At 58.5% G+C, this 24,623-nt stretch carries 26 protein-coding genes; 17 read left to right on the top strand and 9 right to left on the bottom strand.

Features of this window, described 5'->3' with window-relative positions:
* Positions 1-15: 15 nt before the first annotated feature.
* From ACPOL_RS09460 to ACPOL_RS35450, 4 genes are all read right to left on the bottom strand, one after another.
* Positions 16-1,044, bottom strand: coding sequence for a TerC/Alx family metal homeostasis membrane protein (locus ACPOL_RS09460; protein ID WP_114206844.1), 1,029 nt, complete (start codon positions 1,042-1,044; stop codon positions 16-18).
* 107 nt (positions 1,045-1,151) lie between these two features.
* Positions 1,152-2,159, bottom strand: a complete 1,008-nt coding sequence (locus tag ACPOL_RS09455; RefSeq protein ID WP_114206843.1) for a M28 family peptidase — start codon at positions 2,157-2,159, stop codon at positions 1,152-1,154.
* A gap of 3 nt (positions 2,160-2,162) precedes the next feature.
* Entirely contained in the window at positions 2,163-2,972 is an 810-nt protein-coding gene (gene tatC / locus ACPOL_RS09450) for a twin-arginine translocase subunit TatC (RefSeq protein ID WP_114206842.1), read from the bottom strand.
* A complete protein-coding gene (locus ACPOL_RS35450) occupies positions 2,965-3,546 on the bottom strand; it encodes a twin-arginine translocase TatA/TatE family subunit (RefSeq protein ID WP_114206841.1) in 582 nt (193 codons plus the stop codon). Before ACPOL_RS35450 ends, tatC begins: the two co-directional genes overlap by 8 nt.
* Before the next feature lie 216 nt (positions 3,547-3,762).
* Here ACPOL_RS35450 and ACPOL_RS09440 point away from each other — a divergent pair, with 216 nt between their 5' ends.
* The gene (locus tag ACPOL_RS09440) at positions 3,763-4,194 is read left to right on the top strand and encodes a DUF2203 domain-containing protein (RefSeq protein WP_338026778.1); all 432 of its coding nucleotides are present in this window, start codon (positions 3,763-3,765) and stop codon (positions 4,192-4,194) included.
* A gap of 5 nt (positions 4,195-4,199) precedes the next feature.
* On the opposite strand, the gene ACPOL_RS09435 is transcribed toward ACPOL_RS09440, so the two are convergent.
* The 4 genes from ACPOL_RS09435 to ACPOL_RS09420 form a co-directional block, all read right to left on the bottom strand.
* A complete protein-coding gene (locus tag ACPOL_RS09435) occupies positions 4,200-4,526 on the bottom strand; it encodes a hypothetical protein (RefSeq protein WP_114206839.1) in 327 nt (108 codons plus the stop codon).
* 113 nt (positions 4,527-4,639) lie between these two features.
* Positions 4,640-4,903, bottom strand: a complete 264-nt coding sequence (locus tag ACPOL_RS09430) for a hypothetical protein (protein ID WP_114206838.1) — start codon at positions 4,901-4,903, stop codon at positions 4,640-4,642.
* Positions 4,904-5,053: 150 nt separating this feature from the next.
* Entirely contained in the window at positions 5,054-5,245 is a 192-nt protein-coding gene (locus ACPOL_RS09425; protein ID WP_114206837.1) for a hypothetical protein, read from the bottom strand.
* A 137-nt stretch (positions 5,246-5,382) separates the two neighbouring features.
* On the bottom strand, positions 5,383-6,453 hold the full coding sequence (locus tag ACPOL_RS09420) for a LacI family DNA-binding transcriptional regulator (protein WP_114206836.1): 1,071 nt from the start codon (positions 6,451-6,453) through the stop codon (positions 5,383-5,385).
* 193 nt (positions 6,454-6,646) lie between these two features.
* Here ACPOL_RS09420 and ACPOL_RS09415 point away from each other — a divergent pair, with 193 nt between their 5' ends.
* The 16 genes from ACPOL_RS09415 to ACPOL_RS09335 all read left to right on the top strand — a co-directional run bounded on the left by ACPOL_RS09415 (position 6,647) and on the right by ACPOL_RS09335 (position 22,716).
* A complete protein-coding gene (locus ACPOL_RS09415; protein WP_338026777.1) occupies positions 6,647-7,129 on the top strand; it encodes a Fur family transcriptional regulator in 483 nt (160 codons plus the stop codon).
* Between the two features lie 182 nt (positions 7,130-7,311).
* Positions 7,312-7,848, top strand: coding sequence for a peroxiredoxin (locus ACPOL_RS09410; protein WP_114206834.1), 537 nt, complete (start codon positions 7,312-7,314; stop codon positions 7,846-7,848).
* A gap of 145 nt (positions 7,849-7,993) precedes the next feature.
* Complete coding sequence (gene ahpD / locus ACPOL_RS09405; protein WP_114210727.1) at positions 7,994-8,539, top strand: alkylhydroperoxidase, AhpD family; 546 nt, start codon at positions 7,994-7,996, stop codon at positions 8,537-8,539.
* 151 nt (positions 8,540-8,690) lie between these two features.
* The gene (locus tag ACPOL_RS09400; RefSeq protein ID WP_150132944.1) at positions 8,691-9,983 is read left to right on the top strand and encodes a lactonase family protein; all 1,293 of its coding nucleotides are present in this window, start codon (positions 8,691-8,693) and stop codon (positions 9,981-9,983) included.
* Positions 9,984-10,144: 161 nt separating this feature from the next.
* Complete coding sequence (locus ACPOL_RS09390; protein ID WP_150132943.1) at positions 10,145-11,566, top strand: SH3 domain-containing protein; 1,422 nt, start codon at positions 10,145-10,147, stop codon at positions 11,564-11,566.
* 300 nt (positions 11,567-11,866) lie between these two features.
* Complete coding sequence (hfq, locus tag ACPOL_RS09385; RefSeq protein WP_114206826.1) at positions 11,867-12,211, top strand: RNA chaperone Hfq; 345 nt, start codon at positions 11,867-11,869, stop codon at positions 12,209-12,211.
* 79 nt (positions 12,212-12,290) lie between these two features.
* Positions 12,291-13,715 (top strand): GTPase HflX, encoded by a 1,425-nt coding sequence (hflX, locus tag ACPOL_RS09380; protein WP_114206824.1) that lies wholly within the window; start codon positions 12,291-12,293, stop codon positions 13,713-13,715.
* Between the two features lie 382 nt (positions 13,716-14,097).
* Positions 14,098-14,580 (top strand): ATP synthase F0 subunit B, encoded by a 483-nt coding sequence (locus tag ACPOL_RS09375; protein ID WP_114206821.1) that lies wholly within the window; start codon positions 14,098-14,100, stop codon positions 14,578-14,580.
* Entirely contained in the window at positions 14,577-15,332 is a 756-nt protein-coding gene (locus tag ACPOL_RS09370) for a F0F1 ATP synthase subunit B family protein (RefSeq protein WP_114206819.1), read from the top strand. The genes ACPOL_RS09375 and ACPOL_RS09370 overlap by 4 nt, the downstream gene beginning before the upstream one ends.
* Positions 15,332-15,871 carry an ATP synthase F1 subunit delta gene (atpH, locus tag ACPOL_RS09365; protein ID WP_114206818.1) on the top strand — a complete coding sequence of 180 codons (540 nt, stop codon included), beginning with the start codon at positions 15,332-15,334 and terminating at the stop codon, positions 15,869-15,871. Before ACPOL_RS09370 ends, atpH begins: the two co-directional genes overlap by 1 nt.
* 51 nt (positions 15,872-15,922) lie before the next feature.
* Positions 15,923-17,551 (top strand): F0F1 ATP synthase subunit alpha, encoded by a 1,629-nt coding sequence (atpA, locus tag ACPOL_RS09360; protein ID WP_114206817.1) that lies wholly within the window; start codon positions 15,923-15,925, stop codon positions 17,549-17,551.
* Positions 17,552-17,560: 9 nt separating this feature from the next.
* On the top strand, positions 17,561-18,715 hold the full coding sequence (locus tag ACPOL_RS09355; RefSeq protein ID WP_114206814.1) for a F0F1 ATP synthase subunit gamma: 1,155 nt from the start codon (positions 17,561-17,563) through the stop codon (positions 18,713-18,715).
* A 28-nt stretch (positions 18,716-18,743) separates the two neighbouring features.
* Positions 18,744-20,183: a F0F1 ATP synthase subunit beta gene (atpD, locus tag ACPOL_RS09350; protein WP_114206813.1), complete on the top strand. Its 1,440-nt coding sequence runs from the start codon at positions 18,744-18,746 to the stop codon at positions 20,181-20,183.
* Positions 20,184-20,232: 49 nt separating this feature from the next.
* Positions 20,233-20,652, top strand: a complete 420-nt coding sequence (gene atpC, locus ACPOL_RS09345) for an ATP synthase F1 subunit epsilon (RefSeq protein WP_114206811.1) — start codon at positions 20,233-20,235, stop codon at positions 20,650-20,652.
* 187 nt (positions 20,653-20,839) lie between these two features.
* Positions 20,840-21,976 (top strand): 3-dehydroquinate synthase, encoded by a 1,137-nt coding sequence (gene aroB, locus ACPOL_RS09340; RefSeq protein ID WP_236657353.1) that lies wholly within the window; start codon positions 20,840-20,842, stop codon positions 21,974-21,976.
* On the top strand, positions 21,973-22,716 hold the full coding sequence (locus ACPOL_RS09335; RefSeq protein WP_114206808.1) for a ubiquinone/menaquinone biosynthesis methyltransferase: 744 nt from the start codon (positions 21,973-21,975) through the stop codon (positions 22,714-22,716). Before aroB ends, ACPOL_RS09335 begins: the two co-directional genes overlap by 4 nt.
* Before the next feature lie 28 nt (positions 22,717-22,744).
* Here the strand turns inward: ACPOL_RS09335 and ACPOL_RS09330 are convergent, their stop codons facing one another.
* On the bottom strand, positions 22,745-24,175 hold the full coding sequence (locus ACPOL_RS09330; protein ID WP_114206807.1) for a cytochrome P460 family protein: 1,431 nt from the start codon (positions 24,173-24,175) through the stop codon (positions 22,745-22,747).
* Between the last annotated feature and the right edge of the window lie 448 nt (positions 24,176-24,623).

Genomic DNA, 24,623 nt, shown 5'->3' with positions numbered 1-24,623 from the left:
CATCTGTTTTCGCGCTTAGGCGTGAGCCCTCCGCCTCTTCTCCTCGAGTAGAGAGGCGGCGATAAAGATGGCCAGTATCCCCAAAATCACTGCTAGAGATATCACCACATTGACGTGCACCCAGCGGGCCAGCAGCATCTTCAGAGCGACGAAGCCGAGGATCGCCGCCAGTCCGTAGTGGAGCAGACGGAAGCGATCCAACATGCCGGCGAGCGCGAAGTAGAGCGAGCGCAGGCCCAGTACGGCGAAGATATTCGACGTGTAGGCGATGAATGGATCGCGGGTGATGGCCAGTACCGCTGGTATCGAGTCGAGGGCGAAGACAAGGTCGGTTCCCTCGACGGCGAGAACGATCATGACAAAGGTAGCCGGGGTCAAGGTTACCTGATGTTGAGCGGCTCGGAGCGGCGCGGCGGTGGTCTGGGGCTGGACGGCCGCTTCAACGTTGCCGGCTGACGGACGGCCTCTGCCGCCTTTCGCAGGTCCATCGTTCTTACGCCCTTCCCCCTCTGCCGCTTTTGCGGCGCGCTTCAGCGACTGCGACTGGATCCATCGCACCACTGCCGAGGGCTTCTCATTGTTGGCTTGGTGGCGTATGAGACGAACGGCGGCGATGAGCAGAATGACTCCAAAAACGTCTTCAATCCAGGCGAAATGAGCGAGCAGGGTGACGCCTGCAGCGATAAAAAGAGCGCGCATAACAATGGCGCCGCCCACTCCCCAAAGCAGGATGCTGTGCTGTTGTTGGCGATCGAGCTGAAGCGAACGGAACATTAGCAGGAAGACGAAAAGGTTGTCGACGCTGAGCGAGCTCTCGATGAGATAGCTGGAGAAGAATTCAAGTGCATGCTGGTGGCCGTCAACACGCACCAGAGTGAGCGCGAAAGCGCATGCCAGGCAGAAGAGAAAGAGGGTCCATCCCCACGCAAGTTTCTGCGCTCTCTTCTCGTTCTTAGGGTTCAGGAAGAGGAGATCGATTGCCAGCAGGGCGAGCACCAGGGCGTGGAAACCGATCCAATAGCTTAGAGGCGCGCCGGCGAGCATTGTTTCGATGCTACCGCATCCCGGCGAGAGAACGACGATGATTGGGAGAAGAGGCCCTGGTTAGCTTCGCGAAGCTGAGGCCCGCATTGCGCCCCTTGAACCTGCTCTTAGCGTTGATTCAGGGCGCGGAGGGCATCGAGCAGGACATCGCCATCGATGGTTAAGCTTTTGGCGCTGATCATGTCGAGGGTGTCCTGGGGGGTGTGGTGATAGCCGTCAGGGTGGCCGGCGTCATGCGGCCCGTAGTCGTCGTCGATGATGTCGGCGACCGGAACGCCGCGCTGAGCGAAGGGGATGTGGTCATCATCTTCGGCCGTGTTGTGATGGAAGAAGTAGCGCTGATCGCCTTGGCGGGCGGCGGCCTTGCCGACAAGGTCCTCCAGCCATGGAGTGGAGTTGCCATCGCGAGCGATGTCCAAATCCTTATCGCCGATCATGTCGGTGAGCAGGAAGGCCTTGATCTTCTTAAGAGTGCCGTCATTTTGCCATTTGGCGGCGAGATGGCGGCTGCCATAGAGAGAATCAGAGCTGGACCAGCTCTTTACGGCTTCTTCGCCGTCGAAGAAGACGAGCCACACACTGTAACCGTCGAGTGGCTTGCCGCCCGTCGCTCGCAGATGGCTGGCCATTTCGATGAGCAGGCCGGTCGTCGATGCACCGTCGTTCGCACCGACAAAGCTCGTGTCTTTCAGCCAGTAATTGGTCTCGTAGTGGGTCGCGAGGACGATCACGCCGTCTTTCTTACCGGGAAATCTTACAACAAAGTTATGCAGCTGCTGGGGGCCTGCCGGAGTGTCGACGACGAAGGTGTCTTCGACCAGATCGTCTTTCGCGAATTGTTTCCGCAGCCATGCCTGTGCTTTGACCAGGCCTTCACTGGCGTTGTAACGGGGCCCGAAGGCGACCAGTTCACGCGCGTATTCGAGGGCCCGCGCACCATTGAAGTGGCTTGCCTGAGCAGTTGCAAGGGTAGTGAGGGCGATGAGGAGTGTCGCCAGTATTGAGCAGGCGAGGCCCGAAGGGAGTATCTCAGCGGGTCCGATTCTTGGGACTCGAGCCTCATGCTTCCGGCCGGACGCTCGACCATCCTGCGGCTCTGGATTCGCGGTCGTCATTGTTTAAGAGGCTTCCGCTGCCCGTTTGCGGCGGCGGGCTGGGTGGACCATGAACGATACTCCGATGCTGATGAGGTACAGCACGAGCATCGGGCTCGCGAAGACGCACATGGTCAGCACATCCGGGGTAGGAGTGATGATCGCCGCGATGATGAAGATGATCAGGATCGCATAGCGGATGTTCTTCCACAGGAACTTAGGGCTCACGATCCCGAAGAGGGAAAGGAACATGACCAGGATCGGCAGTTCGAAGGTAATCCCCAAGCCCAGGATCACGGTATTGAAGAGGTCGGTGTATTCGCTGATTTCGATCAGCGGCTTGAACTGCTTGGAGTAGTCGAACAGGAAGCCGAGCGAGCCGGGGAATACGTAGTGGTACCCGAAAAATGCTCCACAGAGAAACAGCCCCACCGTGGCGACCATGAACGGCGTCACATACTTTTTCTCATTCGCGTAAAGGCCGGGCGAGATGAAAAGCCACAGCTGATAGAGAACGTAGGGCGCGGCAAGGATGGCTCCAAAGGTGAAGCTGATCTTCAAATACATATTGAAGCCATCGATCGGGTTGTGGATCACAAGCTGCGTGTCGAGGTGGTTCTTTTTCAGGGCCTCGACGATGGGCGCCTGCATGATGCCAAAGATCTTCTCGTGAAAAGCGTAGGCAATGAAGAAACCGATCACGAGCGCAACCGCCGAATGCACCAGGCGTTGGCGCAACTCGTTCAGGTGCTCGATCAGGCTCATGCCTGGAAGTTCGGTTTGGTCCTTGCGCTCGGTGAGCGCAGCGCGGGCACGTTCTACCAGATCAACCATGATGAACGGACGCCTGGGCTTTCTCTGGATCCGGGTGGTCGGTCGCGGCAGCTGCCGGTTCGAAGGTCTCCGTCGGGAACTCAGGCTGGACGCTGGCCACTGGTACTTCGGCCAGCTCGGCATTCGAGGCAGTGTTCAGGCCGGGGTTGAAGCCGTCCGCCGGCTCCGGGTAAGCGTCTGGAGCTTCGGCCGAAATCGACTCAGCGGCCGTTGTCTCGACCGGAGAAAAGGTGTGGTTGACCGGAACGCCGGTGCTGGGTGGCGAAATCACAGGATCCTGGGCCGCCGCGGAGGAGGCGCCGTTCGATTGGCTTGCAGCGGCTCCCTCCAGGAGCGACGCTGGCGTGACTGTGGCAGTCTTCGGCAGCATGGTGGTCGCCGCGGTGATCTCTTTTTGCCGCTCTGCCTCGTCGGATGCGCGCAGCTCTTCTTCGATCTGCATCTTGAATTCATTACTGGCACGACGAAACTCGACCATCAGTTTGCCAATTTGACGGCCGATCTCCGGCAGCTTCTTGGGGCCAAAGATGATAAGCGCCAGACAAAAAATAAAGATAGTATCGCCAACGTGCATCGACCCTCATGATAAATGGCTTGCGGGTCTGCCACAAATGACGGTGGAAGATGATCCGCCGGATTTGCCGCCGCATTCACTGCTGGTACGGAAAAGCCCCGGCTGCGGATGCATCGAGGCGCAATTTCGTAGATCACGTCAAAGAACCTTATTTGGCCCGGTCTGTCTGCGGACGTATGCTTGAAGCAAGGTCAGGGTTTTATGAAGCTATTTACGTTGGACGAAGCACAAGCTTTGGTGCCGGTGCTCGAATCCCTGCTGAAGCGGGGCATTGACGCCAAGCAGGCGGCCGAGGCGGTCGGTGAAAACCTGCAGCGATTGAGCCATCGCATCTTCTTGTCCGGCGGCATGTACGTGGACGTCGGCAAGGTGGCGCAGCAGCGCACTGAAATGGATGCGCACATCCAGCGGGCCAAGGACGCCTTCGAGGAGATCGACGCAATCGGCGTTCAGGTCAAGGACCTGGATATCGGTCTGCTCGATTTCCCCTGCAAGGTTAACGAGGAAGTAGTGCTTCTGTGTTGGAAGATGGGCGAGTCGAAGATAACGCACTGGCATACCATGGAAGCGGGATTTAGCGGCCGCCAGCCACTGGATGATCGCTTTGAAGGACGTTCGAACCGGCCGAAGCCGGAGAAGCCGAACTGAGGCGTTCAGCGCTTTGGCAAGGTCAGGTATTTCGGCGACTGCAGCGTGATAGCAGCCCACGCCGTCAGCCCGACCGGCAGCGCGCCGGCCACCAGCATCCACCGGTGGTAGTTTTGAAGTAGTGGACGCGGTGTCCCGTCCAGGATGAGGATGACCTCGGCAACGGCGACAAATTGAAGCAGCCATCCAGCGAACCTCTGCCACCGTCTCGTGCGTGAGGGTGGCAATACCGGGATCCCTATCTGCTGTAGTTCGTCGAGGCATTTGCCATAGTGCGCCAACGAATTCGGGATCGATATCTGCCGGTTCCGGTCCGCGGTCACCACGATCATGTTTCCCCCGAGGCATCGGTCCCGAGGGAACTTCTACCATCCCGAGAATCTCCTCGCGTCGAGAAACAGCTCGTTCCCTCTATGCTGCCGCAGAACTCCCTTTTCCGAGACGGTTATTGAGTTTTCGCGCGCTGGCTGGCCATCAGGGAGCCGGCAACGGCCAGTCCCATCACCGCGCTAAGTCCCAGCGCGATGCAGCCCAGCATTCCGGCGATCATCAGATCTTCCGAGGAGCGGATCACCCCCGGCCAACGCCCGCCAGCGACATACAGGGAGGCCGCGCCAACGACCACGGAAGCCGCCGTCGCCCATCCAAAATTGCGTCCTGCGGACCTGAAGTCCGCGTACCCCATCAGTCCGTCGGAGTAGCTCGCCATGCCAGAAAATTTACTCCAACCGCAACTCGTGCTAACGCAGGCTTCCCATGAGGCGTGCATGCAATGCAGTCGGGAAGATTCATGGCTTCTTCCCCCGGGAAACAGCCACATCTCGCAAGTCTCGGCCGGACAGACTAGAACTGAGAGGTCCTAAATGGCGCGGAGAACACGAACCGGAAGAAAGACGATCGCGGCTACCAGTTCGAGGGCGCCGTGGACCGCAATACCGACCAGCCTGAACGGTAGGAGAAGAAGCCAGACAAATGGATAAAGGATTGCTGCGACGAGCGCGAGCGGCCAGCAAACCACCAACAGCAGGCACCATAGCAAAAAAGTCAACATCCCGGCATTTCTCCGACAGGGCAGCACCAAATCTGCAGCCATCGCTGAGAGATACGGCGGTTGTGGCGGCGCGGTTCCCTTGTTGCGCGCTAAAGATGCGGGAGGGCGAAGGTCGGTAAAGGTTTCCGAAAAAAGCACTACACCCTGGAGGTCGACTCACGGATAAGCAGTTGAGGGGAGAGTATCTGCATCGGCGGTAGAATCGCATCCTCCGTATCCGGGCCCTGGACTGCGCGCAGCACCCAACCGGTGGCGATCCTACCCATCTCTTCCATGGGCTGCCGGATGGTGGTAAGTCCGGGGGTGCAAAAAGCTGCTGGTGGAACGTCATCGAAGCCGATGACCGAGCAGTCGCCGGGAACACTGCGGCCGCTGAGGATCAAGGCCCTGATTGCTCCCAGGGCGGTGAGATCATCGAAGGCGAGCAGCGCGGTAAAGTCGGCCGCGGAGCGGAGCAAGTCTTCGGTCGCTGCAACGCCGCCTTCGAAGCCGGACGTCGGATCCAGGGCTTCCGGCAGCAGGCGCACCCGCCGAGGGTCAAGTTGGTAATTGTGTTCGGCGGCAAACTGCTGGATGCCTTGCCAGCGAAGGTTGCTGTCGCCAAGTTTTTCAGGTCCGCGAATGACCGCGATCTTGCGATGGCCGAGCGAGTATAGGTGCTCCATCGCGGTGTAGCCGCCGGCGACGTTGTCAACAACCACCGAACTGATGAGGTCGGTGCTAAGGTCGCGACCGACGACCACCGTCGGAAGATTGTTACGCCTCAGGTTCAGCAGCAGGCCGCCTTCCTCAAACAGCCAGTTTGCAACCACGATCAAGCCTTCTACGCGGCGCTCCATGAGCATTTCGAGGTATCCCTCAAACTGCTTCTTCTCATTGTGCGCATCCATGATGATCGGCAAGTAGGCGGTGGAATCGAGGCAGCGCTCAATGCCCTGCAGGATCAAGGTGCAGAAGGGATCCGAGATGTCGAAGATCAGAACGCCAACAGTATGGCTGCGTCGATTGCGAAGCGAGCGGGCAAAGGCGTCGGGCCGGTAGCCTAGATCCTTGGCCGCTTTGCGGATGCGTTCTTTCGTCTTTGCAGCGACGTAGCGGGAGAGCGGGGCCTCGTTCAACACGATGGAGACTGTGGAGGGAGAAAAACCGCTGGTTGTGGCGACATCGACGATGGTGACGTGGTTCGATTTGGCTTTCAGGGGTGACATTGGTTCTGAGTCCAGCTTTCTAGCAATGCAGGACGGATTATCCATCGAGCGAGCTCGATTTCCAAGTAGTGTTTGCTGCAAGTTTACTCGGACGGGACGTTCCGCCGCGCGTCCCGGGAATCCCGAATACCCCGCCCCCTCTCTATTTCGACAGTTCCGTGAACGGCTGTAGCCTTTTCGCCGGTGATAACTATTGACATTAAATAATAATTATTATCTACTTGGTTTAGCGATGAATGCGAATGACACCAGGCAGTTTCGAAGTGTTTGCGAGTCGGCCGGCCTGGCGGTGACTCACCAGAGGCAGGTTGTCTATGAAGTGCTGAGGAGCACCCATGGCCATCCCAGCCCGGAGGAAGTGTATGCGCGCGTCCGGCGCAAGATTCCATCCATCTCTCTGGCAACTGTCTACAAGACGATTCATTCCTTCATTGAAGGCGGGATTTTTCACGAAGTAAGTTTGCATCATGGATCATTGCGAGTGGAAACGAACCAGACGCCGCATCACCATCTGGTTTGCACTCATTGCAGGTCGATTCACGATATTGACGAGTCGGAGCTGGGCTTGACGACCCAAGGCGGAAAACTGCCTGGCGGCTTTTTAGTAGAGCGGTATGCAATCGACGTCCTAGGCCGCTGTCCGGCGTGCCAGCAGGCAGAAGGTCAGGCGACATAGCGTTGTTCTGGTCTCTGCCGGGCCCGCGCTCATTGCACCAAGACTCTGAATCAGCTTGACCCCATCGAGGGCATTTTCAAGCTTCGGCCATCTTTCAAGCTTTTCAGAAGCAGTCGCTCATGCTTGATTGCAAAGTTGTTTTACCCACCGTTGTTTGTCTAATTCACTTTAAGGAGTCATACATGTTAACCGTAGGTGAAAAGTTTCCGTCTTTTGCTGTTACTGCAGCCGTCAGCCTCGAAAAAGGCAAGGAATTCGAGACGATTACCGATGAATCGTATCCTGGCAAGTGGAAGGTCTACTTCTTCTGGCCGAAGGATTTCACCTTTGTTTGTCCCACTGAAATCGCGGCTTTTGGCAAGCTGAATCCGGAGTTTGAAGCGCGCGACGCGCAGATTCTGGGCGGCAGCACCGATTCTGAGTTCGTCCACGTGGCGTGGAGGACGCACCACGCCGATCTCAAAGACTTGCCCTTTCCGATGCTCTCCGACATCAAGCGTGATCTAACCGAGCAGCTTGGCATTCTTGATGTGAGCGCAGGCGTCGCGCAGCGGGCGACGTTTATTGTTGACCCTGAGAACGTCATCCGCTTTGTCTATGTCACCGATCTGTCGGTTGGCCGCAATCCTCAAGAAGTTCTGCGGGTTCTTGATGCGCTCCAGACCGACGAGCTTTGCCCTTGCAACTGGCAGAAGGGCGAGCAGACGATCACCGTCTAATTCGCGCGATGGATTAGAGGGAGTGACGCCGGGTGCGCTGCTCCCTTTTTCTTTGCCAGAATTTGAGTGCAAGTTTTCGACCCAGGATTTCACCCGGAATTTGAACCTATTGAATAGCGCGTTCAAACGCGCGGAAGGCGCTTCCATGAATCTCGATGAATTGATTGATGCAATGCCAGCATATGCGAAAGACTTGAAGCTCAACTACTCAACCCTGGTGCGGCAGAACAGCGAGTTGACGCCACAGCAGCTTTGGGGGACGGTGGTAGCGAGCGCGATTGCCACCCGCAGTGCGGCGCTCACCGAAGCGGCGCTGACGGCGGGAGAAAAGCAGCTGACATCGCAGGCCTTTGAGGCGGCGAAGTCGGCGGCGGCGGTGATGGGAATGAATAACATCTATTACCGCTTCCTTCATCTGACCTCCAATGACAAATATTCAACCTTGCCGGCGAAGCTTCGAATGAATGCCATCCGGACGCATGGCATCGAGCCCCTGGATTTTGAGCTTTGGGCGCTGGCGGTCTCAGCGATCAACGGCTGCGGCAAGTGTGTCGACTCGCATGAAAAAGTAGTGCGGGAGAAGGGCGCCGGCGACGAGCTGGTGCTGGGAGTGGTTCGGGTCGCTTCCGTGATCCACGCCCTCGGAGCAGTGCTCGATGCGGAGCGGGTCAGAGAAGCAGTCGCGGCATAGGCATAAAGGCCCACTGACCAGACAGCCCGCCCATTATGCTCTACGCTTTGTGTGAGCACACGGGCGGGCTTTTGCGTCTTAACTTTCGCATTGGGGTGTATCCCGGTGTCTATGCGGGCGCTTTTGGAAGTCGTTGGCGGAAGGATTAATCTTGCAAGCAAGGCTTCTTTCAGGAATGCGGGGCAGCGGAAGTGGGAAATTGCAGCCGGGAATGCTAGTGATGCTCAAGTTTTATACAACTCGCTTCTGGTTGGCGGTACTCGCGGTCTTGGGTCTGACCGGCGTTGCCGGAATGACGACGGGGTGCGGTTTCTTTCCCAAAATCACCACCTGCACCACCAACTGCACGACCGCCAGCAACTTCATGTATGTGGCGAATACTGCAAGCGCAGGTACCGCTGCCGGCAGTGTCGCCGGTTTTTCTTTGACCACGAAGACGACCGCGGCCACCAGCACAACTCCGGCAACCTCAACCTTGAGCCTGGCAGTGACTCCGAACTCCGCTTATTCGCTAGGATTCGTGCCGTCGGCGATCGCCATTACCCCCACGAATACCTTCATCTATGCGGCTTCGCAGACGACCGGCATCTTTCTTTATTCCGTGGGCAGCAATGGAGCGCTGACCGAGGAGAATAACTCCACTGCGGTGGCCTCGGATCTCGCCTCTTCGATGCAAGTGGACAGCACGGGTTCCTGGCTGATTGTGGCCGATGCGAGTCTGGCCAGTTCGAACGCGATCATCAATGTCTACTCGATTGCGAGCACAACCGGGCTTTTGACGCTTTCGGGAACGCTCAATGGCGTCAAGGTAGCGGGCGCCAGCCGGCAACTCTTTATCGCGCCGAACAACGTGAATGTTTTCCTGACGTTGTCTACCGGGGGGACCGAATCGCTGACGTTAAATGCGACCACCGGTGCGCTGACCGATCAGGCGAATCTGCCTCCCATCACCACCCCCAACGCGGACCTCGGAGTTACCACTGATCCGAACAGCACCTTTGTTTTCGTCACCGAAACCGGCGCCTCGGCGGTGAGGGTGCTGACTATTGGCACAAACGGTGCATTGACCAATGTGAGCGGCTCTCCGTTCGCCACCGGAGGAACGGGACCGGCCGCGGTGCTGGTCGATTCTTCCGGCAGTTACGTGTACGTCGCCAACTCGACGAGCAATACCGTGAGCGGCTTTGTCCTGGCGGCCAATGGCACGCTGACCGCGATTAGTGGCTCTCCTTTTGCCACCGGAGCGGGACCGTCCGGACTTGCGGAAGACTCGACCAAGACCTACCTGGGAGTGGTATGCAACGGAGGCGGGTCGGATCTGGAGGTGTATAGCTTTGATGCCACCACGCTGGGCAAGCTGGATGCCGCGGGGAACGCCACCACTGGTACCGACCCGACACTGCCAATCGCGATCGTTGCGTCGAAGGCGGTCAGCAGCACTTGAGGACCAGGTTTGAAGCTGGAGGGTGTTATTCTCTAAAGAAGAATCAGGTTAAGTAAGGTTGGCCTTGCTCGTACCCACTTTCTCCGATCGAGCGATCAAGGCTCCCGATGAAGTTTTCTTTTCGGAACCCAGATTGTTGTTCTAGTCTCTGCCAGGTGATCGTGCTTCCTCCATCCCCGTCGCCTTCCGCGCCGCGTCTCGCCTGGAGGATCCCATCCCATTCCCCCGTCGGTTTGCTTGCCACGCTGTTGCTGGTGGTGCTGACAGGGTGCGGCCATCTCAAGCACAAGCAGGAAAACGAGACCGTCTATGTGCTATCGAAGCAGACCTTTCTGCGCGACCGGGTGGCGGCGGTGTCGAACCGGGTAGCGATGGTCCAAAATGGCCAAAAGCTGGAACTGCTGGAGCGAGGGCGGCGGTTTTTGCGAGTCAAGACCGAACAGGGGGAGATCGGTTGGATCGAGGAGCATGCGGTTGTCAATCCCGAGGTGATTACTGGTTTTGAAGAGCTGCAGAAGGCCCATGCCAAGGACCCGGTGATTGCGACGGCGGTCTTGCGGGACGACGGCTATCTGCATGTGAAGCCGGGGCGTGATACCGACCGATTTTACTTGCTACCGGAAGGCGACAAGCTGCAATTGCTGGTCCGGGCATCCGTCCCGAAGGCAATAGGGCCGCAGGCTTCGGGAACGGGTTCGTCCTATGCCGGCAAGCCCTCAGCGACGATTGCGAAAAGGTCCGCGAAGGCGAAGGCGGCGGATGACAGGAGGGCAGCTGACAAGGCAGCGGATGCCGCGACCCGGCCAGCGCCTCCGGCGCCCCCATCCGCCCCGCCAGTAACGCTGACCAGTCCGGGAACGGGAACTCCAGGAACGGGAACTTCAGAGAATGCCCCAGTGCAAAGTGGAGCAAGATCTGAGCCGGCAGCGACGCTTGCGCCAAAGCCGCCGGTACCGATGGAGGATTGGTGGCTCGTCCGTGACAGCGGCGGCAAAGTCGGATGGCTGATGTCGAGGCGTCTGGATGTCGATGTTCCGGATGAAATTGCCGGCTATGCCGACGGGCAGCGGATCGTGGGGGCGTATTTGCTGCAGAAAGTCAACGATCCGGAATCATCTTTTGCGGATAAGCAGGCGCCGGAGTATGTGACGGTACTCAACCCGTACCAGGATGGACTGCCTTATGACTTCAGCCAGGTACGGGTTTTTACCTGGAACCTGAGGAAGCACCGCTATGAGACCGCCTTCCGGCAGCGGAACATTCGCGGGTACCTTCCGGTAGTGGTGGAAAACCTCGCTTTAGATAATCAGGGTCCCAATAAGCAGGGTCCGGTGCCGACCTTTCGCTTCAAGCAAGGAGTTGGCGATGGCGTGATTGTAGACCCCGAATCCGGAGCGATCCATCCCGCCGCTTCCGAAACCTTGACCTACCGCCTCGACGGTGAACAGGTACGGAAAGTAGATCCCGCGGCGCCCGCGCCGGTGGTCAGACCCCAACCTACCGCACAGACGCCAGCAACTGGCCGCCACTCCAGCAGGAGAGGAAAACACGCGGGCGAGGCGAAACGCCATCCCCGGCACTGATTCTGGACCTTCGGGGAGTTCTGGTCGCAACCAGCCTGGGAAGAAAAAGCAAATCGATGCCACCCCAAAGTTGCTTTTCGCCATCCAATCATTTCACCAGCGATGGAGGTTGCCATGGCGCATATATTGAAGTTGCAGCAAGCTCCTGAAGCTCCGCCAGTTGATAAAAGGGGTGGCGACCGGTATGTTGAAAGCACACTATTCCGCGGATGTCCGTCTATTTAAACGGACACCTTTGTTTTCGCTGTAAGTTTTAGTTTTGCTTCAAGAGACCAACTAACCGACGCGGGAGATCGGCGCATGGATAACAAGCCGGCACAAAACATTCAGGACACGTTTCTTAATACGGTCCGTAAAGACAAGACCCCCATCACGATCTATCTGGTCAGCGGAGTGAAGCTGACCGGCAAGATAAGGTCCTTTGACAAGTACTCGGTGCTATTGGAGAACAACAGCCAGGAACAGTTGATCTTCAAGCACGCTATCTCGACCGTAGTGAGTAATCGCTCGGTGATCCATGGTGAGCACAGACCCCCGCTCGGAGCACCAGCGCATGCCGGGGCTTCTCCTGCGACCGGGCCAGCCGCAACGGTAACGGGAACGCCAGGAGCGCACGATCCTTCTCCGGGGAATTCGCACTCTTGAAGGCAAGGCTGTTCCGGCAGCGAGTGAGCTAGTGAAGCTACCGAGGGATCTTGAGCCAGGCTCGGATGAAAGTCGCCGGTTGACGAGCACGGAGGCTTCCCCGGAGCGCGCCCTGCTGGTCGTGGTTGAACTTTCGTCGAAACGTAAGGGGCTTTCCCAATCCGCCACCCTGGCTCGTCATGCAGCGGCGATAAGCCGCAGTTCCGCCCGATCCTTGCAAGATGAGGACTCCGAGGCCGACCATGAACCGATTGCCGAAGCCGAAATTGCTGGTGTATCTCCCACTCCCGGCTTAGATTCCGAGGCGTCCCGGGCGGAGTTCCGGGAGCTGGTAGAGAGTGCCGGGGCTGAAATTGTGGGAGAAATCGCGCAGCGGCGAGCGAAAGCCGATCCGGCTACACTGCTTGGCGCAGGAAAGGTCGAGGAAGTTGCGGCGGCGGCGGCCTCTTCGAACGCTACTGTCATCCTCGTAGACCACGATCTAACGCCAACCCAGCTGCGCAATCTAGAGGACGCGCTTCCCTGCCGGGTAGTCGACCGGACGCAGTTGATCCTGGACATTTTCGCCCGCCACGCCCGAACTCGCGAAGGTCAACTGCAAGTCGAGCTCGCGCAGCTGGAGTACATGCTGCCGAGGCTGACCGGCAAAGGGAGTTCCATGTCGCAACTGGGTGGCGGCATTGGCACCCGTGGTCCTGGCGAGACGCAGCTGGAGACAGACCGGCGGCGGATCCAGCGCAAAGTGCTTCACCTCAAGGACGAACTTGAGTCGGTGAGGAAGGTGCGTGGTCAGCAGCGCCACCGACGTGAGGCGGTGCCGGTGCCGACGGTGGCCCTGGTGGGCTATACCAATGCCGGCAAAAGCACGCTGTTCAATGCGCTGACCCATGCCGGAGTGCTGGAATCGTCGCGAATGTTTGCCACTCTCGATCCCAAGCTGCGCTCGCTGGTGCTGCCATCTCGCAGAAAGATCCTGCTTTCGGACACCGTTGGATTCATCAGAAATCTTCCCCATACCCTGATTACTTCGTTTCGCGCGACCCTCGAAGAGGTGCAGAAGGCGGAAGTGTTGCTGCATGTGCAGGACTGTTCGAGTCCGACCCAGGAAGAACAGAAGGCTGAGGTTGAGAAGGTGTTGGCCGAACTTGGCGCCGAAAACAAGCCACGGCTCGAGGTGCTGAACAAGGTCGATCTGCTCCCGGAAGAAGAAAGAGAGCTGCTGGGTCCGGACGCGATCGCCATCTCGGCGCGAACCGGCGCGGGTCTGGATTTGTTGCTAAGGCGTATCGATGCCGCGCTGGTCGCCGATCCGATCGTCCGAAGAATACTCGAGATTCCGCAGGACGAGGGCGCCGTTCTCGCTGCTCTGGATGCAGGAGCTTTGATCGAGGCACGAGAGTTTCAGGAGCAACGTGTACGGATCGAGGTCTCGGGACCAGCCTCGTTGTTGGGAAGGTACCGGCGCTTTTGGGCGACGCCGTCCTCCGAAGTGGATCCAGTCTAGCCAAGCTTTGTGACCAGCGGCACCTACCTATGGATCGGATGTTCCCCGAAATGCATACGTCTATCTCCGAAGTCCATTAGGATGGGTTACCCGCCCTGCTGACCCATTCTCTGGTAGTTCATGTCGGCTGATTAGTAGCGGGTTGCCGGCTGGGGCGCGGTAAAGAGTCCTCAACCAGCAACCCGCCTGACCCTGAACCGGGTCGAGGTGATATCCTTTAGCTTACGCCTGAGACCGGTTCCGTCAAGAAGAATTCATCACGGATAGTGCAGCATCTCCGGCGACGCACCAGCTTGCACGTTGACACTCCCGTAAGCTTTGTTAGAACCTAGAGTTCCGGCTCAAAAACCCTGAGACAATCCACCGTAAGCCGGTGAAGGCAATGGACGAAATACTGCGACAACTCGTACCTCTGGTGATCGGCTCTGTGCCGACGATGATCCTGTTCCTCGTTCTGGTGATCGCGTATAAATTCCTGCTCCATGGGCCTCTATTGAAGATCCTGGCCGAGCGGCGCGCGCGGACGGAAGGCGCCGTCGAGAGGGCTCATGCGGCAATCGCCGCCGCGGATGCCAAGGCCCAGGAGTACGAAGCCAAACTGAGGGCGGCGCGGGCTGAGATTTTCCGCGCACGCGAGAACCGCATCAAAGCCTGGAATGCGGAAAGAGAGAGCGCTCTGGCGACCGCGCGCCAGGCGGCCCGGGACCGAGTGAACGCCGCCAAGAGTTCGCTCGAAGCGCAGGCGGCAACTTCGAGGCAGGAGTTCGAGCGTGGCGCCGATGCCTTGGTTGCGGACATTCTGAAGGCGGTGCTGTCTGGCGGCTCGTTGCCGGGAAATCCAGTCGCAGCTGAGGAGTCCCATTGAAAACCTGTCTTCGTAATCTTCTCACCTGTCATCGCAGCCTTCTTGTAGGTTTGGCGCTCACCCTGTCGATTGGTTCCTTCGCTCTTCCCGCGGCGCGGGCGGTGGTAGTCGAGGATTCTGGGCCGAGCGGTAATCCGGCCCCGGGATCGCCGGCGGCTGACACCGCCAAGGGAGCGGACAACCAGGAAGCCGACGCCGAGAACGGACAGTTTCGCCATGCTCGTCCGGTGAAGGCCATCGCGCGGACGCTCAATGTCAGCACCGAGGTGGCGGCTCAGATCTTTGAGGATTTGAATTCAGCGATCCTGATTCTAGTGATCCTCTTCTTTCTGGCGAGGGCGGTGCCGAAGGCGATACGCAGTCGGACTGCGACCATCCAGAAGCAGTTGATCGACGCGCGGTCCGCAACCGAGATTGCCAATGAACGGTTGACCGCGGTCGAGACGAAGCTGGCGAGGCTCGGCGAGGATATCGACGCGATCCGGAAGCAAACAGATCGAGACATCGTTGAAGATGAGAAGCGGATTAAGCAGGCGCTCGAGGAAGAGCGGGTGCGGATCGTGAAGGCAGCTGAGCAGGAGATTGAGTCGGCAGGGACCGCTGCACAACGCGAGCTGAAACGATTCGCAGCGGAGCTGGCTATCGATAAGGCGGCCAAGCGCATTCAACTGACGGCAGAGACGGACAAGGCCCTCGTCCAGCGGTTCGGTCGTGAGTTGGCTGGCCAATTCGGCAAGGGAGGGCAAAACTGATGTCCCTCTTTGCCACAAGATACGCCCGCGCCTTTGCTGAAGCGGTCGAAGGGGCTAAGCTGGACCCGGCGGAAGTCAGCCGGCAACTCGATGATTTCGCCTTTGCTTGGGACGAAAGTCCACAACTACGCCAAGTCCTCGAGGACCCGGTTTTCCCATCCGAGCAGAAGGTTGGGATTCTCGATAAATTGAATGAGCGAATCGGACTTTCTCCGATCGTCAGGAACTTTATTGCAGTTCTGATCAATCATGACCGGATCGCTGCTTTCAGCGAAGTAGCTTCCGAGTATCGGCTGGAGATGGACCGTCGGCAGGGAATTTACGAGGTAGACATCATATCGGCCCGTCCTCTGGGCGACGATGAGCGCCAGGGATTAGAAGCTCAGGTCGGGGAGCTGGCTGGAGGACGAGTCAATGCCAGATATCGCCAGGATGAAAGCCTGCTCGGCGGAGTAATTGTGAAGCTTGGCAGCACGGTCTACGACGGTTCCGTCCGCGGGCAGCTCGACCGGTTGCGGGAAGAGTTGGCGGCAAGCTGATTTTTTTAGTGATGGTGGCAACAACGCGAGATTCAGTTGGGAAAGTGACGAATGGCTCAGATCAAAGCAGATGAAATAACCGAGCTGCTGCGGCAGCAAATCGAGAATTATGACGCGAAGGTCCGCGTCGACGAAGTTGGGACCATTATGTCGCTGGGCGACGGTATTGCGCGCCTGCATGGGCTGGACAAGGTCATGGCGGGCGAACTGCTCGAGTTTCCTCATGACATTTCCGGTCTTGCGATGAGCCTCGAAGAGGACCAGGTGGGTTCGGTGCTTTTGGGCGACTACACCCATCTTCGCGAGGGCGATCAGGTCAAGCGGACCGGCCGCATCCTGAGTGTGCCGGTTGGCGATGCCATGATCGGTCGAGTCGTCAATGCACTCGGGCAGCCGATCGACGATCGCGGACCAGTCGCCTCGACAGAGAATTATCCAGTGGAACGGCTTGCCCCCGGGGTGGTCGACCGCCAGCCAGTTCGCGAGCCGATGACCACCGGCCTGAAGGCCATCGACAGCATGATTCCAATCGGCCGAGGCCAGCGGGAACTGATCATTGGCGACCGGCAGACCGGCAAGACTGCGGTGGCGCTCGATACCATCATCAACAGCGCGAAAAACAACCTGATCTGCATTTATTGCGCGATCGGGCAGAAGCGTTCCTCAGTCGCGCAGGTGGTGCAGACGCTCACCGAGAACGGCGCGATGGACTACACCGTGGTGGTGGCGGCGACTGCTTCGGAACCGGCGCCGATGCTCTATATATCGCCCTTCGCTGCAACTGCTATTGGGGAGTATTTCCGCGATAACGGCAAGCATGCCCTAGTCATCTACGACGATCTTTCAAAGCATGCGGTTGCGTACCGCGAACTCTCCTTGCTGCTGCGCCGGCCGCCGGGACGCGAGGCTTATCCGGGGGACGTGTTCTATCTGCATTCGCGGTTGCTGGAGCGCTCTTCCAAGTTGAATGACGAAAAAGGTGGCGGCTCTCTGACCGCTCTTCCAATCATTGAAACTCAAGCCGGCGACGTCTCCGCATATATTCCGACAAACGTCATCTCCATCACCGACGGCCAAATCTACCTGGAAACCGATCTGTTCAACTCGGGCGTTCGCCCAGCAGTCAATGTGGGACTCTCGGTCAGCCGCGTAGGTGGCAGTGCGCAAATCAAGGCGATGCGCCAGGTTGCCGGTACCCTGAAGCTCGACCTCGCGCAATACCGGGAACTCGCCGCATTTGCACAATTCGGCAGCGATCTGGATAAGGTCACTCAGAACCAACTCAACCGCGGCAGGCGGCTCACTGAGCTTCTCAAGCAGCCACAGTTCTCGCCGTTGCCCACTGAGAAGCAGATCATCATCATCTATGCCGGCAACAACGGTTATCTTGATGACTTGCAGGTCGAGCAGATCCGGGCTTTTGAAGACGGCCTCTACAAATACCTCGACTCGGCGCAATCGGGATTGCTGAGCGACATTCTCTCCAAGAAGACGCTCGATGACGATCTCAAAGGCCGTATCGATGCGGCACTCAAGGAGTACAAGCAAAACTTTCTCTCCGACCACGGCGATGCGAAGCTGCCCGAATCGTCGGTCAAGCCCTTAGATGAGGGTGAAAAGAAGAAAGCCCAGCAGACGACTCCGGCGGCAGCGCCCGAGCCCGCGACGGCGGCGAAGTAGGCACCCTCTATGGCTAGTGTCCTCGATCTAAAACGGCGCATTCGCAGCGTGAAAAACACGCGCCAGATCACCAAGGCCATGAAGATGGTCTCGGCGGCACGGTTGCGCCGCGCTCAGGAACGGGCGCTCAATTCGCGGCCCTATGCGCAGATGCTCATCAGCATGCTGCAGTCGCTCAAGCGGCGGATTGAACTGGTCGACCCGACAACGGGCGAGATTCGCAGCCCGTTGCTGGTGACGCGTGAGCAAAAGACGGTGCTGCTGGTGGTGGTCGCTGGCGATAAGGGCTTTGCTGGAGCTTTTAACGCCAACATCTTCAAAGCCGCCAATCAATTCATCGCCTTTGAGGGCGATCGGCAAATTGATATTGAGCCGGTGGGGCGCAAGGCCCGGGACCATTTCCGCAAGAAGTACCCGGCCGCTATCATCGAGGAACATGTGCCAACCGAGCAGCGCGGCCGAGACAGCTTCGGAGAGCGAGATGGCGGCAGAGGCGTTGCTGGCGAAGAGGAAGAACAGGCTTCCAGGCCGGTCGAGCGGGCGGGGCAGATCCAAGTGACCGGCGATCATCCGGGTATTCTCGAGAAGCTGGAGTTTAAGCGCATCGATGAGATTTCCCGCGATATTGTGCGTCGCTATGCGCGCGAAGAAATTGACGGCGTATACGTTGTTTACAACGAGTTCAAATCGGTCATTTCGCAGCGGTTGGTGGTCGAGCGTATTTTGCCCATTCTGGAGATAGGCCGTCAAGACATAGCCCAGGCGCAAGAGTTATCGAAAGAGGAGCGCGAGCGGGCCGCGGAAGCGGCGGCCTCGGCCGGCATTACGATCACTGGTCTCGCGGAAGAGTCCGAGGCGGATGCAGAGCAGGCCGAGGAAGAGGCGAAAAAATTCGGCACCTCGGAGGTCGACTATATCTACGAGCAGCCCCCGGCCGAGTTATTCGCGTCGCTCCTGCCTCGCTATGTCACGATTCAGCTATACCATGCAATGCTGGAATCGGTGGCCGCCGAACATGCTGCCCGTATGACGGCGATGGATTCGGCATCGAATAACGCCTCCGACATGATTGACTCCTACACCCTGGCGATGAACCGGGCGCGGCAGGCGGCGATCACCAAGGAAATTATCGAAATTGTGAGCGGAGCGGCGGCGTTGTCGTAGCCGCCGGTCAGCTCTTCGAAAGAGATTTATGGCAGAGAACATAGGAAAAGTAGTTCAGATCTCGGGGCCGGCAGTGGATGTGCAGTTCGACGAAGCCACCATGCCGCCTATCTACCAGGCCTTGCGGGTTACCAGCGAGGGCTTCGATGTCCCTAATGAAGTCAACGTCATCCTTGAAGTGCAGCAGCATCTTGGCGAAGGCCGGGTGCGGACGGTGGCGATGGAAGCTACCGAAGGCATGGTTCGAGGCATGAAGGCGATCGATACCGGCAGCTATATCATGGTGCCGGTGGGCCGTGCCACGCTTGGCCGCGTGCTCAATGTCATTGGCCAACCGGTCGATGAGCTTGGCCCAGTGAACTCCGACCAGAGTCGCCCGATCCACCGGCTCGCTCCTGCGTTCGACGAGCAGTCGACCAGCGAAGAGATGTTCGAGACTGGCGTCAAGGTCATCGATCTGATCCAGCCATTTTTGAAGGGCGGCAAGATCGGCCTCTTCGGCGGTGCTGGGGTCGGCAAGACCGTCGTCATTCAAGAGTTGATCAACAACGTCGCCATGAAACACGGCGGCTTCTCGGTCTTCGCCGGCGTGGGCGAACGAACTCGCGAAGGCAACGATCTCTGGCGCGAATTCCAGGAATCGGGTGTTATCGATCTGAAGGACTTCCAGAAGTCGAAGGCGGCGCTGATCTACGGGCAGATGACCGAGCCTCCAGGAGCGCGTCTGCGGGTTGCGCTGACCGGCCTGACCGTCGCCGAGTACTTCCGCGATGAAGAGGGCGCGGACACGCTGCTTTTTATCGACAACATCTTCCGCTTCACCCAGGCCGGCTCTGAGGTCTCGACGCTGCTTGGCCGTATGCCTTCGGCCGTCGGTTATCAGCCGAACCTGGCGACCGAAATGGGCGAACTGCAGGAACGAATTACCTCGACCAAGAAGGGTTCGGTGACATCGGTGCAGGCCGTCTATGTGCCCGCCGACGACTTGACAGACCCGGCACCGGCGACCACCTTTGCTCACCTCGATGCGACGACGGTACTTTCGCGTCCACTTTCGGAGTTGGGCATTTATCCCGCCGTCGATCCGCTGGCTTCGACTTCGCGTATCCTCTCGCCCCGAATCGTCGGGCAGGAGCATTATGACGTGGCCCAAGGCGTGAAGCGAATCTTGCAGAGATATAAGGATCTTCAGGACATCATCGCGATTCTCGGCATCGACGAACTCTCTGACGACGACAAGGTGACCGTGAACCGCGCCCGCAAAGTGCAAAAATTCCTCTCCCAGCCATTTCACGTGGCCGAGGTTTTCACCGGAGCGCCTGGACGCTACGTGAAGGTTGAGGACACGGTACGGAGCTTCAAGGAGATCATCGAGGGCAAACATGATGCGCTCCCAGAACAGGCCTTCTACATGAAGGGTGCGATCGAAGAAGTCCTCGAAGCTGCCGAGAAGATGAAGAATGCCTAGGCGGATTCGCGCAACAGTGTTGAGAGATACAGCGGTGAATGAGTAAACAATGGCTGATGGAAATGAAATTCAGGTGAGGCTGGTTACTCCCGACCACATCCTGGTCGATCAGACGGCTACTGCGGTCGAGTTGCCTTCAGTGTCAGGGTACATGGAAGTGCTGCCGGGGCATGCTCCGCTACTGGCGGAGCTGGGGTCAGGCGAGGTCCGCTTGCACGGCGGGCAAGCAGGCGAGCAGCGATTCCACGTCTCCTGGGGATTCGTGGAGGTCTTGCCGGAGCGAGTCACGATCCTCGCCGATTCGGCCCTGAAGCCGGAAGAGATCGATACCGAGGTAGCCCGCCAGGAGCTTGACGAAGGCCACAAGCAGTGGAATGAGGCCGGCGATAGCGAAGACAAATATGCGGATGCTAACGAACTGATTGCCGACGCCGAGTCGAAGCTGGCGAGTGCGGGTAGCAAAGGCTAGAGCAGAAATACAGTATCGATAACGAGTTCCGCAGATTTTTCCTTCAGAAGAAACCTGCAGGCCGGCTTCCGGCACATAACACCAACTCCGGGATAATCCACGAACCTCCGCGATATCGCGATATTTGCATCTTGCACAGAGGGTTGCGGTTGATGGCAATCTAAGCTCAGTGCTGCGATGCGATAGGATGAGTCGAGTGAGGACCATCCAAGTAAAATCCGGCAGCGCCGGCTACTCCGTTTTTGTCGGAAGAGGCTTGCTTTCGACGTTGAGCCGCAGACTTGTCAATGTGCGTGGTAAAGGACCAAGGGGCGTCTTCGTCCTGACTTCTCCGGAGATATGGTCGCTTTGGGCAGACGCTTTTCTGGAATCTTTTCCGCATCAGGATCCTCCTTCAATCTTGTTTCTCCAGCCGGGAGAAGAGCATAAGCGGCTACGTACGGTCGAGCGGCTGGCGGAACAATTAGCGGAGGCGCGCGCCGATCGTTCTTCCCTGCTCATCGCCTTCGGCGGCGGGATTGTCGGCGATGTTGGCGGATTTCTAGCCGCCATTTTCATGCGCGGCATCGACTACGTGCAGGTCCCCACCACCCTGTTAGCGCAGGTCGACTCGTCGGTGGGAGGCAAGACAGGCGTGAACCTTCAGGCAGGCAAGAATCTGGTGGGGTGCTTTCATCATCCACTGGCGGTGTTTGCCGATACGGAGCTGCTGCAGACGCTTCCCTCCCGAGAGCTTCGTGCGGGCCTCTTCGAGAGTGTCAAGGCGGGCATCATCCGCCACCCCAAGTTATTTGGCTATATGGAGCGAAATGCTGGGGCGATCCTCGCCCGAGATCCGAAGGCCATTGAGTACGTCGTGAGTGCGTCGATCCAGATGAAGGCGGAAGTCGTAGGTATCGACGAGTTGGAGAACGGGCTTAGGATGATCCTGAACTACGGCCACACTCTCGGTCATGCGATCGAAGCAGCCACTCGCTACCGGAAGTTGTTGCATGGCGAGGCAGTCGCCTGGGGGATGATAGCAGCCACTCGTCTTGGGCTGGCTCGCCAGACCGTCACCAGAGCTCAGGCAGATCGTATCGAAAAGCTGATCTTTGAGTATGGACCTCTACCTTCGCTCCGGCTGCCGGTGGACCGGCTGCTGGACGCGGCGACGCGCGACAAGAAGAATCGCAGTGGAGTGCGGCGCGTCATCTTGCCGTCGGGTATCGGCAACGCGGTCGTCGTTGAAGATGTAACCGATGCAGAACTTCATGACGTCGCGGAATCGATGTTGCGCACGGCTCGTGAATCTTCCGCTACGACAGATTCGGTCAAGGAATGATGCCTGGGCCAGGAGCCAAGCCAATTGGCGCAACCGATGAACAAACGGCGGCGGCGGCCGTGCGTGAGATGTTCGATGGCATTGCACCCCGATACGACATCTTGAACCATGTCCTCTCGTTGAATATCGATCGTCTCTGGTGGTGGCGCACGGCGCGGCGCTTCCGTGAAGTTCTAGCACGACCCGAGGCGGTGGTTCTCGACCTGTGCTGTGGAACCGGGGACATGACGCTGGCTCTGTTGCGGTATCGGCAAGCGAATGCGCGGCCGGTAATCGCCGCTGATTTCTCGCACCAGATGCTGGTGCGGGGAGCCGCCAAATTTGTGCAGCGCGGTGCGATCGCCATCGAGGCGGATGCGCTGCATCTCCCGCTGCTCGATAACTCCGTTGACCTGATCACGACCGCATTCGGGTTTCGCAACCTGGCCAATTATCGCGCTGGACTCGAAGAATTCCACCGAGTGCTGCGCCCCGGCGGTGAACTGGGCATTCTTGACTTCAGTGAGCCTGGCGGGGTTTTGGGTAAGCTATATGCGTTCTACTTCCGCCGCGTCCTGCCCGCCATCGGGTCGCGCCTTTCAGGAGTCTCCGGTCCTTACGCCTATCTACCCAACTCGGTGCACGATTTCCCTCCGCCCGCTGAAATGCTCGCCACGATGGCAGAGGTAGGCTACTCCCAAACCTCCTGGACACCGTATACCTTCGGCGTGGCGGGACTATACTTTGGCGTGAAGGCCTGAGAGATGCGGGGCTTCATTCCCACTAGCACTACGGCAGCTGAGCAGGAGCAAGTCCCATGATGAATTGGGCCCGCTGGGAGGCGTCGGCGGGCGCACCGTGCTCCTCGGTGAGCCCGGTACCGCTGAACCTTCGATACTTCTCTGATCCTGCGGCAGCAACCTCCACGAATTCGACGGCCTCGGGTGCATCCGGGATGCGTGCACCGAACCAATGCGGATCCTCCCGTTGCGCCGAGGTGACAAGCGCCAGAACCGAATTCGCGGGATATGCCTGCCCCTTAGATACGGTCGCGGCAACATAGCCGCGCGGACGCACCGCTTGCACCGCGGAGTCGTTGCCGTAGAGCGTGGCCATAGTATGGTTCTTGGGGTCGACGTACATCGTGATGGCATTCCAGCCTAGGGGTTGATAAGGCAGGCTGGGCGGCAGGTCTGCCGCGCGGCTGTTGACCGCTTCCTCTCGGCCGACGCGGGCAGCGGACATCGGCAAGGTATAAACGTAGTCGTCGCCGCGAACTGGAAGGTGGCAGCTGGTGCATTCATTCACGAAGTGGGCGTCGTTGCCATAAGGCTTCAAGTCAAGACCGCGCCAGCGTCCCCAGCCCCAGCCCTCAGTTTTTCTATAAGCTTTTGCGTCTTTCTGCATAAGCTCCACTTGCACAAACTTCCCGGGATGAATCAGGCCGTCTGCGCCGGATTCCTGCTGCCAGGCTATCTTGGCGAACCGCGCATCGTCTGGCCAAGGAGAGATGTTGCCCGCAGCGGCCGCCTTCACGGCTACATCATTGCCGAGAATGTAGCGAAAGGTGTAGTTGTCGCCGCGATCGGAAAAGCTGATCGGCTTCCAGCTCTCGAAGGTCGGGTCAAACCGAAATCCATTCAGCTCTGGCGGGACGGCCGCCAGAGAAACAAGTGCCGGCGTCTCAGCCGGAATGGCGGCTGGTGACGCATCCGTCTTGCCTCCGGTAGCCTGGCTCTCATTGGTTTCGCCGCCGGTCGTTGACTTGGGCGCGCTTCCGGGCGGGTTTGGTTTGGAGGACCACGGAGCCAGGTAGGCTTTAATCATCGCCAGCTCGTCGGGCGTGACCTTTGCCTCTGGATGCAACTTGAGGAACATCGGCAGAGGCATGGCGCCCAGCTGAATCATGTTCACGGCTTCGAAGAGCGTCGCCTTCTGCATGGCGATCGGCTTTGATCCAATCGTGGAGAAATTGACGTGTTCCCGGGCGGTCAGGATGTCATGGCGCACCAGCCAGTAACCGGGCACGATCTGGTCGAACCACGAAAGCCGCCGCTGGTTCGAGTGACAGCTATAGCAGTCCTTTTCCAGGATGTGCTTGATCTCAGGGGGGGCCTGCAACTCGGCGCTTGCCGGCATCGACGGAATGCCGGGACGCACCAGCTGCAACAGCCCGAATATCAGGACCGCCGCAACGATCAGCCTGCTCAGCGTCTTCATCGAGATAGATCTCCAACTCTGACGAATGAAGGATAGTGTGCCCCTATGCCCGGCATATCGTCCTTAGTATCCTGGTAAAAATCTCATTGTATCGAGACACTTTCGTTAGGTTGTCACGGATTTGTATCTTGCGGAGCCCATCGGCGTAGACCTCCTGCTACCACGATTTGGCAACCTACTTCAGGCCCGGTGGAGATTCACCAGTTAGGAAGGGCAAGCAGTGAGTTCGGCGATGACCAACTTCTTTTTATGCCGATAACCCATAGCCACTTTATGCGGAGGAACCGACCCGGTGAGCCGCCCGAGGCTGTCCGTTTCTTGGTTCCAAATTCTGCCGCCTATCGAGGTTTACTGGGCGGCATTAAGATAGGAGACCGTCATCTAGAGGCGTAGTGAAGCATTTCATGGTTTGCGTCGTCGCCGCAGCTCAGCGGGGCGAATGAATGCG

The sequence above is a fragment of the Acidisarcina polymorpha genome (genome assembly GCF_003330725.1).
In the GTDB taxonomy this organism is placed as follows: domain Bacteria; phylum Acidobacteriota; class Terriglobia; order Terriglobales; family Acidobacteriaceae; genus Acidisarcina; species Acidisarcina polymorpha.
The sequence above is the reverse complement of the archived record's forward strand: the minus strand, read 5'-3'. Positions and strand labels throughout refer to the sequence as shown.